The sequence below is a fragment of the Ureibacillus sp. FSL E2-3493 genome (assembly GCF_038077515.1).
GTDB lineage: Bacteria > Bacillota > Bacilli > Bacillales_A > Planococcaceae > Ureibacillus > Ureibacillus halotolerans.
On the sequence record NZ_JBBOPK010000001.1, the window covers coordinates 1,846,068 to 1,865,061 of the forward strand.

Consider the following 18,994-nt stretch of genomic DNA (forward strand, 5'->3'; position numbering starts at 1 on the left):
ATAACTAGCCTTCCATAAAATCCAGGAATATCTATGAAATTTATAAACGAATTGTCCAACCAAAGTCATCTTCAATTGAACCGTTTTGAATACCAGTTAATGTATCATAAAGCATTTGGGACACTTCTCCGATTTCACCATGATTGATAACAATTTTTTCATCTAAATACTTTAACTCACCTACAGGAGAAATAACGGCAGCAGTACCAGTTCCAAATACTTCTTCTAGCGTTCCTTGATGGGCAGCTTCCACTACTTCATCAATAGATATGCGACGTTCTTCAACCGGAATTTGTTTCGATTTTAATACTTGAATCATGGAGTCTCGAGTAATACCAGGTAAAATACTACCGTTTAAGGCAGGAGTAATGACAGTCCCATTAATTTTAAAGAAGATATTCATACTTCCTACTTCTTCTACATATTTATTTTCCTTCCCATCTAACCAAAGCGTTTGGGAATATCCTTCTTTATCTGCAATTTGTTGTCCTTTTAAGGCACTTGCATAGTTACCACCGGTTTTTGCTTCACCAGTACCCCCTTTGACAGCACGAACAAATTGTTCTTCAACCATAATTTTTACTGGATTGATTCCTTCCTTATAGTACGAACCCGATGGAGACATGATGATAATAAATTGATAGTTTTTCGAAGGGTGAACTCCTAAATTCGGTTCCGTTGCAATAATAAATGGTCGAATATAAAGGGACGTTCCGGGTGCGCTCGGAATCCATTCACGATCAATAGATACTAATTGTTTTAACGCCTCTAATGCATACTGTTCATCAATTTCAGGAATACATAAACGAGCATTTGAATTATTTAAACGTTTAAAATTACGATCCGCACGGAATAAAAGCGCCTCATTATTTACCGTTACATATGCTTTTAATCCTTCAAAGACTGATTGACCATAATGGAAAATCATTGCAGATGGATCTAAAGAAAGGGGTTGATAAGGTACAATGCGACCATCGTGCCATCCAATACCTTCTGTATAATCTAAGACGAACATATGGTCCGTAAAATAATGACCGAATCCTAATTCGTCTGGAGCCGGTTTTTCCTTTGGTTTTGTTGTTAATTCTATTTTGATGTCTAACATTGTCATTGCCTCCATTGAAAATTGAATGTTCCGAAATTTTACACTATAAAACTTCTATAGATATTAATATTACACTTTTTTGATAAACAATCTAGTAAAACTTTTTCATTTATTCCTCAACAATTTTTAAAAAATTAATTATTCTAGTAAAAGTAAATCGTTTCTTCTACAACGGAAGCAATTTTACCTTTTTTTGTGCTTTTAAAAAATCCAACATCTCATACCACATTTTAGGCTTATTTGATAATACGGAATAATAATCCATTAAAAAATCAACAACTAAATCCGTAGAAATTTCTGTAATATGATCGTCCGTTGGCATAAAGCAAAAATCTAGACCAAGTACAGGTTCTCCATCATTTTTCCAAGAAGGATGAACATAAGGGAAATCGAGCCGCTTATACCCAAGATGTGATAAAACTTCTCTTCGAACATAAGGATTCATAGGGATGACTCCACCAAATTCAACATCTTTCCTTAAATATGGATTATAAATTTCAGCAAATCCTCCATATAATACTTTTCCATTTTCCTCGGCTAACCTATGTAAATCCTCTTGTCGTTTTTCAGCAAGGAAACGTCCAATAGCTAGTCCAGGTTGTCCAATAATTGTAAAATCTGTCATTGCGACATTCCATTGGGGATAATAACGGTATTCTGTTGCGCCTACTACTTCCCCGTCATGGTCTGCAACGTATACATGAATACTTGGATCCTCCAATGGCTCTTTCCAAAGATTAAACTCCAATACTTCTTCGGGAGGGAAAACTTCTCCTAAAAGTGTATGCATTTTTTTAAATAATGGGTCATGTAAGTTTGTGATTCGAATATATTCCATGTTCCTTCTCCTTTTCATAGTAAATGAATGATCGTGTTTATTTCTGTTATGAAGATGTCGTTTTTATTTCACTTAAAGTGCTAATAACAAATTCTTCAAACTCCTCTGCTTCTTCAAAATATGGATAATGGTTACTTTCTTCGAATATCGTTAAATTTGCTTGAGGAATTAGAGCTGCAATTTCTTCACTAAATTTTAAAGGACATTGGCTATCATATTATCCAACATATATATAACTAGGTATATTCACAAGTTTTAATGCATCTCTAACATCGTATGTAGGGTATTCTATTTTCTAAAATATTGCAATCTTTCTCCAATTGTTTTTCCGCTATTTGGTTGGGTCAACAATTGTTTTAATTTTTCTTCTTTATAAAATGACATTAATGACCACTCATAGCTTAAACTTTTTCTTTCCTCAATCGTTGTTTCCTTACTATTTAATCGATCCATAATTTCTATTATTCTTTTATAATTCGCATTTTCGGTACAATAAATACACTTCGGATGCTGGGCGTATTCATAACTAGCAGCAGCTCCCCCAACAATAAGTTTTGTTAAAGATGACGGGAAGTTAATACCATACTTTAAAGCGAGCATTCCTCCTGTTGAATGGCCAGCAAATCCCCATCTTTGTAATTTTAAAGTCTCCCTTATTGACTCTAAATCAAGAACCGACTCCTCCATACTATATTGATGTATATTGGAAGCTTTTACTGAATTTCCTGCTCCACGAAGATTAATTAAATATACTTTATAATAATCTGTATAAGGATTGGCAGCGATCGTTCCTCTCTCATCATACTCCGAATACAAATGGGTCACAGCAAGTGGTTCTCCCTCACCTTTTACGAAAATCTCAAAAGTTCCACGAGTTGTTTCTATAAATTGTCGAACCCACAAGTAAATAACCTCCTCCTCTTTTATTTCTAATCGAGAATCGCCGAGTTTTCTAATTGCAATGACAAATTTCCCATATTAATCATCGCCTTTAATTCTTTTAATAAATTTAAGCCAATAATGCCATCCAATTGAAAATCATAGTTCATTGCGCCGATTTCTATAGGAAAAGACTTCGCAATCATATTCCCTATTTTAATGCCATCGATTGTTTTGGAGAAAACTAGTTCTGAACCGCCTACACCGCAAATCCGATAAATCATATCATTTTCCTCCGCAACAATTCCAATCTCTTCAGCAAAATCAGAACAAATAATTGTAGTAGCAGAACCAGTATCAACTAATACTCTTTGAAGATGAATTGATTTTCCTTTATAGGTTAATTCCATATCCGTCAACAATAGTCCTTCATCAAGGATTAATTTTTTCACTATGAACACCTACCCCTATGTCGAACTTTAATGTAAATAGTTTTGTAAGGTATTACTAGTTATAACCATTAATAGAAAAAATTAAAAAACGGATATGTTTTATACCCGTTTCTTGTTTCACCAATATATGATTGTTTTAGTAGAATCAACACTATTCTTCTTAACTTTCTTAATTATTTTATCCGTTCGTTAATATATTTTTTAATTTAATACCGTATTCTTCATCTAATGTTCCATAACCCTCTTCTTCATTATTGCTAATAATTGTAACGGATTGATCTTCATGAAACCAAATGCGGTAAAGAAAAAGTTGTTCCGGAGAATCTTCATCTTCTTTATAAAAAAGGGTAATTAAAACATCTTCCTTTCGAACCATCTCTTCATCGGATTCCTGTTCCCAATCTACCTCATGCATGATACTTTTAATGGAATCTAACGTAATGATATCCAATATCATTTCCTCTTCTTCAAGGCTTTCATCTTCATTTACAATTTGTACGTCAGCCCGAATTAAATAACGACTATCATCGGAACAGGCAACTATAATCATCACTAACAAAATGAAAGAAAAAAGTTTCAAAAGATGTTTCAATGGATTTCCTCCTTTTTACCTTTAAAAACTCATTTATTTGACTAATAGGGCACTTTATTTAACAGAATACATTCAATTTTCTTTACTAGCACTCTCCACATCAAATAATGGTAAATTTCACATTCTAAGGTGTAATTTAACATATGATGCAATAAGTTTTATTATTGCCCTTTCAATAAAATGGAATAGAAAAAGGGACAACCTTAATTTTTTCAATAAAAAAACGTTAATCTTTATAGATTAACGCTCCGCTTCGTATGAAACTGTTACTTTCCTTGATGTTTCTCAAGCATTTCCATTAAGTACTCCTTAGATTTTCCCTTAGGTATGCTTAGACTATTCCATTGCTCCCCTCTGACCAGTTTTCCAATAAAGACAATTTGGCCGATGTGATAAGAGTAATGGGATAATTGTCTTTCAATCGCATCAATCACTGTGTGCCCTTCACCACGAATATAAATTGTTCTCAATAGATCTTGTTCAGTTAAACTTGTTAATGTATCGAGTAACGTATTCCACCCTTTTTCCCAAATTGATTTTAGTTCAGCTAATGAAGAAATATCGTCGGTAAATTCGTCATCACGATTTCGATAATCCTTTTCTCCATCTGTTGTTAAAAAGTCTGTCCATCTAGATACCATGTTTCCGCTCATATGTTTTACAATGATAGCAATGCTATTAGATTCTGTATTATAAGCCCAATGCAAGTCTTCTTCAGTCAGTTGTCGGATTGTATCGTCTCCTAATTTTTTTACACTGTTAAATTTTCCAATGACACTTTTCAAATATTCGTTTCCTATTGTCAATATTGTTTCCTCCATTCAGAAAATACATCTAATTTAATTTTTTAATGAAACCTGTACTTTTCCCTTCAAATCCATTTCTTTTATAAAATAAATGGGCTACTTCCCGTTCTTCCCGATTACCGCTATTTAAAGTGATTGTTTTTGCACCTATTTCAATTGCCCATTGTTCACAAGCGTTTAGAAGCATTTTGCCTACTCCTTTTTCCCGTTGATTAGACTTCACAACAAAGGCAAGCAACCGTACATATATACCATCAAACTCAAAGGCAAGGGCTTTACACATCCCCGCAAAACCTACAACGTTATTTCCTTCAACAGCAACAAGCGCTTTATAATCTTCGTGTTTTTCTATAACTTCAAATCGCTTCATTAGTTTTTCAAAAGTTGTTGGATAACCTAGATCCCCCATTAATTCGACTAATTGTTCATAATCTATAGGCATCACTGTTCTTATTTCAATGGCCATTTTATGATACTCCTTCATTTGAGTAAAATTTTATATGTATCGTATGTAAGAATATATTTCGATAATTTATGGTACTTATCCTTTTTTCTTTAAACAAAAAAAGTGGAGAAAAAGTATTTCTTTTCTCCACTAGTTTTATCTTTATCATTAAATTATATTATCCACGTCCCGCTTGGAATGATGGATACAATGTCATACCACCATCAGCAAAGAGCGTTATTCCGGTTACATAGCTTGATTCAGAAGAAGCAAGCCATGCTGCGACAGCTGCTATTTCCTCCGGCTTTCCGATGTATCCCATTGGAATCATACTTTCTACATCAGCTCGTTGTACTGGGTCAGCAAATTTTTCTGCATTAATCGGCGTATTAATCGCACCTGGTCCAATGTTATTTACTCGAATTCCTTTTGGTGCATATTCCATAGCCAATGTTTGAGTCATTAACTTGATCCCACCTTTACTTGCTGCATAGTGAACAAATAAAGGCCATGGAATTTTCTCATGAACGCTCGACATATTAATAACGTTTCCTTTTACATTGTTTTCAACAAAATATTTAATCGCTTCCCGGCTTCCGATAAATGCTCCTGTTAAGTTCGTATCAATTACGCGATTCCAATCACTTAAAGTCATCTCATGGGACGGAACTGGATTTTCTAATCCCGCATTATTAATCATTACATCAAGTTTTCCAAAATGTTGTATAGCAGATTGAACTAAATCGATTACCTCAGACTCTACAGTAACATCAGCTTTTACAGCAATTGCTTCTCCACCGATGTTTTTAATTTCTTCCAAAACACTGTTAGCTTCATCTTCTTTAGAGCGATAATTGACAACTACCTTTGCTTTTTCCATTGCAAAACGAATTGCCATCGCTTTTCCTAAACCTGTAGAAGAACCTGTTATAACAACTACTTTTCCTTCTAAATCTTTGTACATTTTGAAATACCCTCCTAGTTAAACTTTTGCGAGACCTAACATAACTCCAGCTATGATAATTAGTATAATTCCAATAACAATTCCTATTAGCTGACGCTTCGTTTTTCGTTCACCTAAAATGATAATACCGCCTAAAGTTGAAATGACGATCCCCATTTGAGAAAGGGAAAAACTTGTCGCAACACCTACTCGAGGTTGTGAAATGAATAAAAACATATTCCCTGCAGCCCAAATAAGACCTGGGATAATGTTGCGGATTGCATATTTGTTGAATGGTTTATGTTTAAAAGTTAGCAATATCCCCCCGATGACCATACCAATCGCTTGAGGAAGTAAAGCTGTCCATCCGTCCACATTAAATAGACGAATAACGACTACATAAACTAAGTAACCAAAAGTAGAAATTAATAAAATGACAATCCCTTTTTTAAAATTTCCTTTCGTTTCTTCAGCGGCTTGTTCTTCTTTACTTTGAAGGGATGTTAAAATAATCCCGATAATGATGAAAATAATAGCTAGAACACCTAGGATAATGGATGTCGTTGTAGACCATTCTTTAAAAACAATTACCCCAAACAAAGTAGTGGAAACTAATTGAAGCCCCGTTGAGATAGGCATTGTTTTCGAAACGCCAATTAAATCAATACTTTTTAGCTGATTTGCTTGACCAAGTGCCCAAAATAATCCCGAAACAACACCAATGATAAAAACAAAAGGTGTAATGCTAGGTTGTGTAAAAATAAAAACCCCAATGGAAAAAATTAAAGCACCTAACGTTGTACCAAGGGTTTGACTATAAGGTCCTCCCCCAAGTTTTACGTTAAATAGTACGATACTTCCCCAAAATACGGCCGGTAAAACTGCTAAGAAAATATCCATGATCAAAACCTTCCTGTTTAAATGATGTCAGATTTTCATTACTTTCATAGCTCAACAAACGACGAAAAGGAAAGTGAAATTGTACATCTTATATTGTTTTAGAAACTAAAATTTATACATTACCTAAAAAAACGTTAATCCATAACGATGATGGATTAACGTCCTCATAACTAAATAAATTTTTTATTAATTGTCAAATATTTCGTGAAATATGCACCAACTATTAACAAAATAACAGTAATCATCCAGCTTATTAAACCTAACCAATCAAACCAAATGGCGACTATGTTTAATATGGCAATCAATATAAAACAGATTGAAGGTAATGTACTTTTAACCCCAGTAATCCTACCCTTTTTCCTTTTTTTAATTAATACAACAGATGATAGGATTAGGGCAATCATAAGGAATAAAAATATTATATTCCAAACCAATTATTATTCTCCTTCCCATTTTCTTTACTTGTTGTGTTGAATCATTTCAAATAGTGTATTTAATCCAACTTTTAATTGTTCAAAGGATGCATAGGCATAAGAAAGCCTAATATGATGTAAATCACTGGAATCATATATATACCCTGGATTTATAAGTACATTTTCTTTCAATAACCTTAGAAACAATGCTTTATTGACAATCGGTTTATGGAATTTAAGCCATATATAAAAACCACCTTCTGGCTTTGTCCATGTCGCGATGTCTTTAAATTGTTGATTTAGTATATGTTCGACAAATGTTGCTCTCCACTTTAATTGTTGACGAAGTTCCACTAAATGTTTTTCATATAATCCAGTAGCAATCCAATGGGAGACGATTAATTGAGAAATGGCACTTGAACCATAATCCGTCTGCATTTTTATATCAGCTAATCGTTCAATAACCTTTGAAGGTCCTACAACCCATCCAATGCGTAGTCCAGGACTTAATGTTTTAGATACACTCCCGATATACAATACTTGTCCCGTTTTATCAAAGGATTTCATAGCAGGTGAAGTCGTTTCAAATAATAATTCGTGGTAAACATCATCTTCAATAATCGGTATTTGAAGTTCTTTACAAACATGAAATAAATCTTCTTTTTCTTTTAAAGACAAACTATATCCAGTCGGATTATGTAATGTTGGAACGGTGTAAAATAAGGATTGTCTGTTTCTCTTGTATGCTTTTAATTGTTGTATCAGATGATTATTTTTCGAAACAGCAATCATACGCATTCCAGCTGATTGAAAAGGATGTACTGAATTTAAATAGGACGGTTGTTCATGGAAAACAACTGAACCTGCTTCCAATAACCCTACCGCAATAAGCTGTAGCGCTTGAAGTGCTCCTGATACGATTAAAATATTTTCGGAACTTGTTTGAATTCCATGTTTTTTTAAATATTCACATAAATTAGCCCGTAATGTTTCATTTCCTAAGGGAGATGAATAACCAATTGATCTTGCATCTAATGCCAGTTCCTTTAATGAATGTTCGAGCTGTTTTGTTGGAAGTAATTCAGGGGCTATTTCCCCTGTACCAAGACGGATGATATGATGTAATTGCTCATATTCATTAATGAGTTGAATCGTATGGTAGTTTGGTTTATGAATACTACCGTCAATATGTTGTTGCCAATTGGGTTGGGAATTGTTTAGTAATACATTCCAAGAATTGTTAGCCACATAGATACCTGAACCGACCCTTGATTCGATTAATCCATCAGCCTTCAATTCATCCAATGCCAGTTGGATCGTGCTTCGATTTACTTGAAATTGGGTCGCAAGTTCCCGCTGGGTTGGTATTTTTGTGCCGATAGACCAATCTCCATTTTCTATACGACTTTTCATCCAATCAACAATTTGTTCATGAATCGTTAAATGGGAATGACGGTTTGGTTTCCACTTCATTGCATCACCTTTTAAATTGGGTGGATAATAATCCATCCAATTGGTTGTTTTCTTTTAGTTGTACCATAGTATCATAGAGTTGGAAAGGAGTTGATTATATGGAAGTCATTCTTCATGGAGTTGTTTTAGCATTTGGTCTTATTTTACCATTAGGCGTACAAAACGTATTTGTCTTTTCCCAAGGGGCCACTCAACCAAATCTACTTCGAGCACTGCCAGCTACTATTACAGCTGCAGTTTGTGATACTTTGTTAATTTTATTAGCAATCTTCGGTTTATCAGTGATTGTTTTACAATTTGAATGGTTGCGGTTTAGTCTAATTATTGTTGGCGTTGTCTTTCTATTATACATGGGTTATTCCATTTGGCGTACTGAACCATCTTCACCAACAGAAGGGAAGCAAGCTTTACCAATACATAAACAAATTGTTTTTGCTTTATCCGTTTCCTTTTTAAATCCCCATGCTATTTTAGATATTGTAGGGGTGATTGGGACAAGTGCTTTAACGTATATCGGAAAAGATCAAATTTTATTTACTGCAGCATGTATTGCGGTATCTTGGATATGGTTCATTGGCTTAACATTCGCAGGCTCAGTATTAAAAAAGCTAGACGATTCTGGGAGACTAATGAATTTATTTAACAAATGCTCTGCCCTCTTCATTTGGGGAACCGCGATTTATATTGCCGTTGGTTTAATATCTTAGAAATTACAAAACAAATGTAACAGAGTGAAATTATTTTTTCACTTTGTTACACTATCTTTCTCATAGAGACATTACCGTATTTTAACACTGTAATGTCTCATTGATTTAGGATCTCCATTTGATTCAAATACCCCATTGTTTATTAGTTGTCGAATCCGATATTCTAAAAAACGATCGTCCATCGTGCCATCCGCCGTTTCGACCATTTTTGATAATATTTCTCCGACTAATATTCCACACAAAATATAATCTTTCACCCTTTGTTGTTGATGGAGCTTTTCAATTGTTTCAATGATTAGTAAATCATAATAATTTTCTGGAACACTTTGTATACCATTATTTATCCAAATACGTAAAACTTCTTTTGTTTCGGAGAGCTTTTCCCACTCTCTTTGTAATTGATAGTGTTGTTCGTCACATAAAGCTTCAATTTCTTTGCTCTTTTCAAAAATATCCTTCAATACAATTGAATCTAGTCTATCGGTATAGTGAAAAGTTTGTTTCGGATTATCATTTAGTTCGCTACAGTTCAACAGGAAGACTTTATTTTGCTTTTCTCTCATTAAATAAAGATAATAACGAAGTCCCGTTTGTTCGCAAGCGTTGTTACTGTACCAAATATAAATTGGAACATGCTTTGGTATGGAATTAATCTGACACAATGTATTGGTGAAATTTTTTTCATAGTCAATCTCTTTTTCCTCATTAATAAAACAATCGAATAGCCATTGTTTTCGGAAATTTTGACCGATTTTATCGTTCAATGACCACAACGGTCCTACCGAAAAAGAATCTGGAAATCCTATAACAATCTTAGGACTTTGAAGAGCAAATCTTAAAGCACCAGCTACCTCTTCTGAAGTACAAATATGGACAACACCGTTGCGATTTTCCAGTGCTATCAAATGTTCCATATTTTGCATATGTATGTTTCGTTCTTCTGCCACTTGTCCATCACTCCAATCATTTTGAATCAGTTGAAAACGAATTATAGCCAATATTTCCCCATAAAAATAATCCAAAGGCCAACTGGAATAGCCAGACTTTTAACAGCTTGTTTCCAATGAAACCTTTTATTATATTTTTTTAGTATTCTATCAACTATAAAAAAGAGAATAGCGGCAAGTAAACTAATATAAAGTAATATGAAGCCAAACATGATATGGAAAATTCCCGATACAATCCATTCAACTTTTGGATATTTCTCTTTTTTAGATAATAATTCCCCGATTTTATCACTTAAAATGGATGTTACGACACCATAGATTAAAATGACTGGAAAACTATACATTAAATAAAGAGGCATATTGGAAATGAAAGCTGAAAATATAATCAACTACCGAATTGATGTCTTCAACAAAAATAAGGGAATGTTAAACCGAATAAAATTGCAAATAAAGATCCTGAAATCGATGCTGTAATAATTTTTCTCTGTAAAATACGAATCTCCCTTACTTTATAATCTTATAATCATCATAGATGTTGTGAATATGAACTTACTTTATAATTTCCATAAAAAAAGCATTTATTCTTTTTTTGATTACAATAGAGCAGTTAACAGTGAAAATAATATTCTTTTCAATTTCATTCGCTTCACTCCTTTTTGTATTTAACAATCGTTTACCAAATATTAATATAAGATAAACTATTAATTGGAAATTATGTTGTTTTTTTCATAATGTTATATAATCAGAAAAAATGAAAAGGAATTATACTATGAATGGTTTTGTCCAAATTTATAAGAGAGGTTAGGTATTCAAATGAAAAATAAAAAAATTATTAATGTTTCCGAATCTATTTTATTGGTTAGTTCATTTTTTATGTTTATGTTTATGTTTATTTATAAATATTTAGTGTTTATACCTGAATTTAAATATATTTTTTGAGAAATATACTTTATAGTACATATTACCCGTTATAACTTTAGGTTTAGCTATACATTCATTTTGGAACAGGGAAAACTAAGTTTTAAGCTTTATTTAAGATCGTTCTCATTCGGTTTAAGCGCTTTTAATTCTTTAAACAGGAGCTAAAAAATACCTTGTTAAAGCATGAAGCACTTTGTCACGTTCATCATTATTTTAATCATATTGTTTATTCAGGGCGGAATACCTCTCAAATACTGTGATTATTGCTTTTTCTCAATATAGAATCCAAATAAAATAGTATCGGAATACCTATAAGCCCGCCAACAGCGGGCTTTTTGAGTGGATAGAATCCACTCTTTATCCTGCACTACTTGTCCCCGCCTGCAAAGCAGCCGATGATCAACTTCTGCCTTCACCCAAAAACTTTGTTTTAGGGCGATGGAAAATAATCATTTCTCTGAATTTAATTTAACGATAAAATTATCGTTCTAATACAATAACTCTAACTGTCTTATTTACCAAATAGTCTCGCCCATAAAGACGGCTTTTTGCTGGTAGTTCATCTAACCGCTTGTGAAGTTCAGCAATGGGTTGTAAGGCGTGATTTTCTTCTTTCAGCCCTTTCAGTTCCGTTATGAAGCCGTTATAAAATTCAATCCAAGCGTTATCCTGTAACGTTGTAACGGTCCGTACATTGTTATACATAACGGTATCTGTAACGGTATCACCGTTATGTATCTCGTTACCTAAAATAACTTTCAGTCTACATCGGAACTGGTCACTTTACTTGCTGCATCCTCTAAAGGCATTGATTTTTCGCGATTTAACTTAATCATGGCTTTAATCAAGGCTATATCTATACCGTTATAAACACGATGATTTCGAGCGTTACGGTGAACGGGATGACCGTTATGTTCCAGTAAAAGGGCGTACTTTTTCAATGTTTCCGTCCCGCTCTCCAAAATATCTGCTGCTTGTTTCGGTGTATATTCTTCCCTACAATTCACCTCTGGGATTTCCCATTCACGTTCTTTTAACCAATCATAAAATGCTACTTTTCGAGTTGCCTCCTTCAATTGGTTTCCGCTATTAACTTTGCGCTTGCATATATATTTCTTCATAAGGCTGCACGATAACGAAACCGTCACCTTCGAATCTCATTTGAATCGATTCACCACTCCCTCTTCCGAAGAAGGTCTTTAGCGTAACATCTGTTTGAAACTCTGGTTGAAGATTACCTGACCAGGCGACTGTTGCATTTGGATCCGTTACTACAGGATTGCCTGGTGTTACACGTAATGTCAACGGTTCATAATGGGAGGTGATGGCGATCATACCTGTTCCTTCGCATCGAATATTAAACAATCCACCTGCCATCATTCCTGCCACTTTCCTCATTAATTTTATTTGATGCTTAATCGAAGGTTCGAAGGCAAGGAGGTCATTGCCATTTACATAAATCGCTTCGTTTTGTAAGTGTAGTATAATAATCTTCTTCCCACTGTCAGCTAAATACAACTTTCCTTGTCCATTTGCTTTCATAAGGGAAGCCCCTTCACCTGTAAAGGCTTTTTTGAACATCGTTCCAATACCATGTTCTAAAATACCTTCCCGCTCAAATTTAATCTTTCCATGATAAGCAACCATTGAGCCAGCTTTTGCCCAAACAAGACCATCTAGATTTACTTCGAGCAAACGGGGTGTTTCTAATTCAAAAAAACCTTCCCCTTTATCTTCCTGCTCTGTATTCTTTATAAATTCAGCAATCGAATATTTATTCATATGACACTGACACATCCTTCCATATTCTTCATATACGGGATAACGAGCAAGTAAGTTTCAAAGATTTTCATATTACTTCATCATTTTTTTATATCCATAGCCATTTCCCTTCCCTTATAATACTTTTTCTCTTCTACCATGACATTTTCCTTCGCAGTAATCGTTTTTACCACTAATTTAAATACAGTCGTTTTACTTCCCATGGAAGATCGATATCGATCCACATGGTTTTGAGATAATGCTGTCGGATAATACCCTGGTACATACTTATTTAAAAGATATTGCATTGCTGTTGTAGCTTCTGTTAAGTCATCGACAAGCTCCACATGTCCAAACAACATAACACTTAAATAGGCTGTATCTGTTTTTGCAGGAATAGGGTTGGCAATCGTTCCATGATTTTCGCTCACAACAAAAGTAGCGTTCGAATTTTCCTTTATCATATCAATCTTTTTCCCTTCACTTGCACCGTGGAAGTAAATACAACCTTCATGCCAAACATAATTTAAAGGGACAATATAGGGATTGTCTTGTATCGATAATCCTAAATAACCGGTCTCTACTTCAGATAGAAATGTATTTATTTTTTCCTCGTCTTGACAAATCATTTGTTTCATTCTCATCTTAATTCCTCCTAAACCATGTGAAAATGATCGTAAACAAAATCTGTCCTAACAATAAGTGACAGATTATAAAAAATATACATGGTCAGAAGAGAGGGATCTCCATTGGCATTCTTTTTTAAAAATGATGAATCAAAAGCGCTTTACATCCAACTTTACGAGTATTTAAAGTTAGAAATTAAATCCGGTCGGTTAAAAGTAGGAGAAAAGCTTCCTTCCATTCGTTCCCTCGCATTTGAATTAAAGGTTAGTAAACAAACAATTGACTCTGCCTATCAACAGTTATTAGCAGAAGGCTATGTGGAGAGCCGTCCAAGAAGTGGACTTTTCCTTTTACCGATGGAAGAGATTTCTCAAACCATAACAGCCCCACATTCATCTAGAATAACAACCGATTTCAAATCAAAATTCTTGGTCGATTTTTATTACGGAGCAATCGATAAAACTAAATTTCCACTGAAAACATGGAAACGGTGTATAAGTGATGCATTGGAAAGTTCTTTGAATGAGGTTTATTTTTATGGAGATCGTCAAGGCGATATCATATTACGTGAAGAAATTAGAAAATATGTTTCAAAAGCTCGAGGAATTCAATGTTCTACTGAACAAATTTTCATATGTAGCGGTACGCAGCAGTCAATCAATTTAATTTCCCAAATACTAGAGCTACATGACCAACAAGTTGCGATAGAAAATCCTGGTTATTCGGAAGTTCGCTCGGTTTTAGAAAAATACAATTGTCAACTGACTCCCATTTCCCTTGAGGAAGATGGAATATCAATTGAGGAATTGCAAAAAAGTAAAGCAAAAGCAGTTTATGTGACTCCTTCACATCAATTTCCATTAGGTATGGTACTCCCAATCAATAAAAGATTAAAACTTTTAACATGGGCGAAAGAACATTCCAGTTTTATCGTGGAAGATGATTATGACAGCGAATTCCGCTATATTGGTCAACTAATACCATCATTAAAGTCTTTAGACGAATTTGACAGAGTCATTTACTGCGGTACATTTTCTAAAAATTTTCTTCCGGCAGCTCGGTGCAGCTACATCATTCTCCCGGAAAATTTAGTTTCAAAAGGGGAAAATACGATAGAACAGTCGAGTCAAAGTTGTTCTCCCATTATTCAAAGGGCTCTAGCTATCTTTATGAGAGAGGGATTTTTTGAAAAGCATGTTCGTCGAATGAAAGTCGCATATCAAGCTAAACATAAAGCTTTAATTGAAGCAGTTAACAACTATATTGGAGAAAATGTGGAAATAATTGGCCAAAAAGCTGGGTTACATATTTTGCTTCACCTAAAAGGGAGTACTCCAGAGGAAGTAATTCAACAAGCTTCCAAAGAAGGAATTCGTATCTATTCTCCGCTTCAACATTGGTTTAACAATGAGACTGTCCCCTACATTATGCTTGGATTTGGGAATCTAACTGAACAACAAATTATAGAAGGAATTAAAGTAATTGGGGATCTTTGTAGTCGAGAAAGTTCATAGCTAAAAGTAAATGGAAGCACTATAATAAGGTTTCAAGACAGTGTTGGGCTTTACAGCACATCATGGGACTGCATGCATCCCATAGGCATCCATATAAGTTGACTGGATAATATTTTTTGGAAAAGTAAAATGAATGAAAATGAAAATTTAAAAACACTCTTACAATAAATGTAAGAGTGTTCTTGAGCCTTGCTATACAACTTATGTATGCAAAGCCACCTTGCCGTAATGATTAGAAAGTTTTAAACCACCACTCCTCAAAGTGGGTGTTCGCAAAAGATATCCTGTATATCATCATTCACTAAAAGTGTGATGCTCGCCATTCCATCTTCGATATAAAACTCCCTTTTACAGTTCAAAGGTTAAAACTTAATATTTTACGTACAACGCAGCTTTAATGATATATTATATTACTTTTTTCGATTGCACAAGTAAGTACCTACAAAGAAAAATGTCAACTATTTATTACTTGTAAAGAAGGAATTGATTGTATTTTCTCTTTCAATGATAATCCCCTAAGAAGTAAAGAAGTTACCTCTCAGGGGAAAATTAAAATTAATTTAACTTTTTCGATTGATTATTATTATTTTTTTCATTTGCTTTATCTGCCCGCTTAAATTCTTTTCGATATAGGACTTCTTGAGTCGATGTTAGCCCGTTATCTTTCGTTGTCAACTGTTCGTGGGGCGCCTTTTCATTACCCATATGGAACACTCCTCTCTTTTTTAGTCTTTATCAGTTTTTCCGATGTAGAGATAGATATTCCATTTGATTTTGAAGGGGTTTTTATTTCGAGAAATTTTGAATTCTATCTATAAAAATGCACAAGATAAAAAAGACTTCATATCAAAAAATTAACTACATTTAAATCCACTTCGTCAACCGAACCAATTTTTTTGGATACATCCCATAACAAAATAGCTGAGGTTTCATTATTCGGAATAAATGGTTGCAATGTTTGTACTGTTACCATGTATACGGGATTATACTTCAAATGATCATTCATTTTATTTTTCACCTTTAATAAACCTTTAAATTCCATATCATAAACCAGTTGACCAGTTTCTTCAAAAAGTTCTCTTATTGCACATTCCTTAGCAGTTTCATTGGCTTCCCTTTTTCCTGCAGGTATTTCCCATTGTTTTCTCCAAATGTTGTAACATAATAAAAGTTTGTTATCACACTTAACTACAGCATATGAACCAGCCAAAGGATAAAATTGAGTTAATGCTTCTTCTCCAATCGAAATAAATTCAAGAAATTCAAACTGATTATGATATGTCTGTTCCAATTTTCTACCCCCATCACGTGTAATCCTTCTTATCATAATTTTAACAAGGAAATCTTTCTTTGTTAATTTACCCCATTAAACAAAGAAAAGGGATAGAAAATATAAACATCATCTATATAATGGACTAACAAATACCAAAGGATAAAAGAAATCGCAACGATGAAAATGGAAATTGTAAGGATCATAGAAGGATTTCTTTCCTTCGTCAAAATTTTTAATGAAACGGATAATCCAAATAATAAAGATACGATTGCGCCAAAAATAATATATAATCCAACTGTAAAAGCACCGATAAAACTTATAAAATAAAGAACCAACGAACATAAATAAAACCAAAGGGAAATATTTTTCAAAGGGCTAAAACGGGAAAACTTCATTTTCTCATCTCCCTTCAACGGATTTTAACGGCTTAGTTCTTTTTTTAGAGAGTCGATTGCTGCTATCACTTCTAGCATATTTTCTTTAGTATTTATATGATGTCTTGCATGGAGTAAAATTGGTCGAACAGATTCTACCGAACGGCCAATTTCATACATCCAGTCATATCTTGGTACCATCCATGTATGAAAATGATGGATTGCATCTTCATTGTAGAAGTAGTAAACATATTTTATTCCTAAAACTTTTCTTTGAGCCTGTCTTATTTTAGTTATAACATTTATATAATCGAACTTTTCACTTTCAGTTAATTCATCTAAACATTTCACATGACGTTTAGAAACTACAATCATTAATCCTTTAATTGGGTAAGCAACATCTTGATGGACATGGAAATGTTCTGATTCAAATACTATCCTTCCGTCAGGCGCCATAAGCCCGCTTGTAATAGCACAACTTAAACAGTATACTTCCACTTTTTTCCATTCTATAAAGTGATAACTCTCAATTACCTTCCCCCTCGTCCATTTGTTATCTTTTCGATTATTTCCCATTAAAAAAAGCCGTTTCATCATTACGGCTTTAAATTAATCTATATTAAATATCAATTAAAAACGTTTCTTTAAAACCTTGCTTTCCTTTTGGCGTTATTTTAATCGCACGAGTTTTCGGAATCCGTTCAATCCAATTTAACTCTAAAAGTCTTTCTAACAACGCATTCCCTAATGCGCCACCAATGTGATGACGCCTTTCACTCCAGTCTAAACATTTATGACAAAATGATCGACGTTTTCTCTTAATTTGATTAAGATCTATTTCAAATAATTGAAAGAAATGCTCTCCTTCTTCCGTAACGATAAATTCTTCTGACAGAATACCCAAATTTTTTAAGGAATCTGCTAATTGAACACCTAAATTCCCCGCAATATGATCATAACATGTTCTTGCAAACCGTAAAGCCTTATCTTCTGTAGATTGTTTAAACGATTTCACTTTCAAAGGTGGTGCTAACGAGAGTAGCGTTTCCATTGTGTGTGCTACTTCTTGATCCTGAATTCCAAAGTATCGGTGTCTTCCTTGTTTATTAACACAGACAACGTTCGCATCTACCATTTTGGCTAAATGAAAACTTGCCGTTTGTGGTTTAATTCCTGCCGCATACGCTAATTCTCCTGCCGTATGAAATCTACCATCGAGTAAAACGGTTAAAATTGCCGCGCGGGAAGGTTCACTAACAAGGGAAGCGATGATTGCTACGTTCGGATTCGCATTTGCATTCATTTTTACGATCATCTCCTATGTATTCCATATTTCGATTATAGTGGAAATAATTATGTTCTACAATGGGAGATGAAAACGACTCAAGGAGGAAATAATATGAAAAAGATTGCGGAAACTACAAATACAGCAATAATTCAACCAAAAATTTTATACTACGGAACACCAGTTATTTTATTAAATACACTGAATGAAGATGAAACGGTGAATATAAGCCCCATCTCATCATCATGGGCTTTAGGAGATTGTATCATCCTCGGCCTTGGAGTTGACGGCAAAGCATTAGAAAATTTAACTAGACATGCAGAATGTGTTATAAACGTCCCAGATCCTTCATTATGGGAAAACGTTGAACGATTAGCTCATTTTACAGGGAAACATCCAGTTCCGGATTATAAAATAAATAGTGGATTTCGTTATGAAAAAGACAAATATCATGCGAGTGGGTTAACGCCCATTGCATCAACATTCGTAAAACCTACAAGAATTTCGGAATGTCCTATACAAATTGAAGCGAAGGTGAAACATATTCGAATACCAGATTATTCACCCCAATTTGCCATTGTAGAAACCCAATCGATTCAAGTACACGCCCATAAAGACATTTTGATTGGCGAAAACCATATCGATCCTACCCAATGGAGTCCGCTTATCTATAATTTCCGCCATTATTTTAGTTTAGGGGAACATCTTGGAAAAACGTTTCGAGCAGAAATTTAGTAAC

At 34.0% G+C, this 18,994-nt stretch carries 23 protein-coding genes, 1 other RNA gene and 1 pseudogene; 3 read left to right on the forward strand and 22 right to left on the reverse strand.

Translation table 11 applies throughout. The annotated features are described in order from the left end of the window. Positions 1-40: 40 nt before the first annotated feature. The 10 genes and pseudogenes from MHH69_RS09370 to MHH69_RS09415 form a co-directional block, all read right to left on the reverse strand. Positions 41-1,105 (reverse strand): branched-chain amino acid aminotransferase, encoded by a 1,065-nt coding sequence (locus tag MHH69_RS09370; RefSeq protein ID WP_341362190.1) that lies wholly within the window; start codon positions 1,103-1,105, stop codon positions 41-43. A gap of 166 nt (positions 1,106-1,271) precedes the next feature. Further along, on the reverse strand, positions 1,272-1,943 hold the full coding sequence (locus MHH69_RS09375; protein ID WP_341362191.1) for a GNAT family N-acetyltransferase: 672 nt from the start codon (positions 1,941-1,943) through the stop codon (positions 1,272-1,274). 46 nt (positions 1,944-1,989) lie between these two features. After that, a pseudogene (locus MHH69_RS09380) lies at positions 1,990-2,846 on the reverse strand (alpha/beta fold hydrolase). Positions 2,847-2,872: 26 nt separating this feature from the next. Further along, on the reverse strand, positions 2,873-3,274 hold the full coding sequence (locus tag MHH69_RS09385) for a retropepsin-like aspartic protease (protein WP_122972641.1): 402 nt from the start codon (positions 3,272-3,274) through the stop codon (positions 2,873-2,875). A 178-nt stretch (positions 3,275-3,452) separates the two neighbouring features. Continuing rightward, positions 3,453-3,866, reverse strand: coding sequence for a hypothetical protein (locus tag MHH69_RS09390; protein WP_122972642.1), 414 nt, complete (start codon positions 3,864-3,866; stop codon positions 3,453-3,455). A 266-nt stretch (positions 3,867-4,132) separates the two neighbouring features. Next, positions 4,133-4,672, reverse strand: a complete 540-nt coding sequence (locus MHH69_RS09395) for a DUF1572 family protein (RefSeq protein ID WP_122972643.1) — start codon at positions 4,670-4,672, stop codon at positions 4,133-4,135. Between the two features lie 28 nt (positions 4,673-4,700). After that, the gene (locus MHH69_RS09400; RefSeq protein ID WP_241559338.1) at positions 4,701-5,138 is read right to left on the reverse strand and encodes a GNAT family N-acetyltransferase; all 438 of its coding nucleotides are present in this window, start codon (positions 5,136-5,138) and stop codon (positions 4,701-4,703) included. A 157-nt stretch (positions 5,139-5,295) separates the two neighbouring features. Further along, positions 5,296-6,081 (reverse strand): SDR family oxidoreductase, encoded by a 786-nt coding sequence (locus MHH69_RS09405; protein WP_122972644.1) that lies wholly within the window; start codon positions 6,079-6,081, stop codon positions 5,296-5,298. Positions 6,082-6,099: 18 nt separating this feature from the next. After that, on the reverse strand, positions 6,100-6,960 hold the full coding sequence (locus MHH69_RS09410) for a RhaT/GlcU family sugar-proton symporter (protein ID WP_122972645.1): 861 nt from the start codon (positions 6,958-6,960) through the stop codon (positions 6,100-6,102). A gap of 458 nt (positions 6,961-7,418) precedes the next feature. Continuing rightward, the gene (locus MHH69_RS09415; protein ID WP_341362192.1) at positions 7,419-8,846 is read right to left on the reverse strand and encodes an aminotransferase-like domain-containing protein; all 1,428 of its coding nucleotides are present in this window, start codon (positions 8,844-8,846) and stop codon (positions 7,419-7,421) included. A gap of 98 nt (positions 8,847-8,944) precedes the next feature. Here MHH69_RS09415 and MHH69_RS09420 point away from each other — a divergent pair, with 98 nt between their 5' ends. Beyond that, positions 8,945-9,553 (forward strand): LysE/ArgO family amino acid transporter, encoded by a 609-nt coding sequence (locus MHH69_RS09420; protein WP_122972647.1) that lies wholly within the window; start codon positions 8,945-8,947, stop codon positions 9,551-9,553. Positions 9,554-9,624: 71 nt separating this feature from the next. On the opposite strand, the gene MHH69_RS09425 is transcribed toward MHH69_RS09420, so the two are convergent. From MHH69_RS09425 to MHH69_RS09450, 6 genes are all read right to left on the reverse strand, one after another. Continuing rightward, a complete protein-coding gene (locus MHH69_RS09425) occupies positions 9,625-10,551 on the reverse strand; it encodes a DUF1835 domain-containing protein (protein WP_341362193.1) in 927 nt (308 codons plus the stop codon). Further along, on the reverse strand, positions 10,542-10,889 hold the full coding sequence (locus MHH69_RS09430; RefSeq protein WP_122972649.1) for a hypothetical protein: 348 nt from the start codon (positions 10,887-10,889) through the stop codon (positions 10,542-10,544). Before MHH69_RS09430 ends, MHH69_RS09425 begins: the two co-directional genes overlap by 10 nt. Positions 10,890-11,901: 1,012 nt before the next feature. Then, a complete protein-coding gene (locus MHH69_RS09435; RefSeq protein ID WP_122972650.1) occupies positions 11,902-12,126 on the reverse strand; it encodes a hypothetical protein in 225 nt (74 codons plus the stop codon). Positions 12,127-12,179: 53 nt separating this feature from the next. Further along, on the reverse strand, positions 12,180-12,497 hold the full coding sequence (locus MHH69_RS09440; RefSeq protein ID WP_241559339.1) for a MerR family transcriptional regulator: 318 nt from the start codon (positions 12,495-12,497) through the stop codon (positions 12,180-12,182). A gap of 13 nt (positions 12,498-12,510) precedes the next feature. After that, positions 12,511-13,203 (reverse strand): AIM24 family protein, encoded by a 693-nt coding sequence (locus MHH69_RS09445; protein ID WP_122972652.1) that lies wholly within the window; start codon positions 13,201-13,203, stop codon positions 12,511-12,513. Between the two features lie 80 nt (positions 13,204-13,283). Further along, entirely contained in the window at positions 13,284-13,826 is a 543-nt protein-coding gene (locus MHH69_RS09450) for a pyridoxamine 5'-phosphate oxidase family protein (RefSeq protein WP_122972653.1), read from the reverse strand. Positions 13,827-13,931: 105 nt separating this feature from the next. Between MHH69_RS09450 and pdxR the strand changes: the two genes are divergently transcribed. Beyond that, positions 13,932-15,323, forward strand: a complete 1,392-nt coding sequence (pdxR, locus tag MHH69_RS09455; RefSeq protein ID WP_341362194.1) for a MocR-like pyridoxine biosynthesis transcription factor PdxR — start codon at positions 13,932-13,934, stop codon at positions 15,321-15,323. A 208-nt stretch (positions 15,324-15,531) separates the two neighbouring features. On the opposite strand, the gene ssrS is transcribed toward pdxR, so the two are convergent. The 6 genes from ssrS to MHH69_RS09485 all read right to left on the reverse strand — a co-directional run bounded on the left by ssrS (position 15,532) and on the right by MHH69_RS09485 (position 18,273). Next, positions 15,532-15,721: non-coding RNA, 6S RNA (gene ssrS / locus MHH69_RS09460), on the reverse strand. A 157-nt stretch (positions 15,722-15,878) separates the two neighbouring features. Then, positions 15,879-16,028, reverse strand: a complete 150-nt coding sequence (locus tag MHH69_RS09465) for a YfhE family protein (protein ID WP_122972655.1) — start codon at positions 16,026-16,028, stop codon at positions 15,879-15,881. Positions 16,029-16,164: 136 nt separating this feature from the next. Further along, on the reverse strand, positions 16,165-16,614 hold the full coding sequence (locus tag MHH69_RS09470) for an NUDIX domain-containing protein (protein WP_241559341.1): 450 nt from the start codon (positions 16,612-16,614) through the stop codon (positions 16,165-16,167). Between the two features lie 62 nt (positions 16,615-16,676). Then, the gene (locus tag MHH69_RS09475) at positions 16,677-16,991 is read right to left on the reverse strand and encodes a hypothetical protein (RefSeq protein WP_122972657.1); all 315 of its coding nucleotides are present in this window, start codon (positions 16,989-16,991) and stop codon (positions 16,677-16,679) included. A 24-nt stretch (positions 16,992-17,015) separates the two neighbouring features. Further along, complete coding sequence (locus MHH69_RS09480; RefSeq protein ID WP_338322900.1) at positions 17,016-17,426, reverse strand: HIT family protein; 411 nt, start codon at positions 17,424-17,426, stop codon at positions 17,016-17,018. Between the two features lie 163 nt (positions 17,427-17,589). After that, positions 17,590-18,273, reverse strand: a complete 684-nt coding sequence (locus MHH69_RS09485; RefSeq protein ID WP_341362195.1) for an ArsR/SmtB family transcription factor — start codon at positions 18,271-18,273, stop codon at positions 17,590-17,592. A 96-nt stretch (positions 18,274-18,369) separates the two neighbouring features. Here MHH69_RS09485 and MHH69_RS09490 point away from each other — a divergent pair, with 96 nt between their 5' ends. Continuing rightward, positions 18,370-18,990, forward strand: coding sequence for a flavin reductase family protein (locus MHH69_RS09490; protein ID WP_341362196.1), 621 nt, complete (start codon positions 18,370-18,372; stop codon positions 18,988-18,990). Positions 18,991-18,994: the final 4 nt, after the last annotated feature.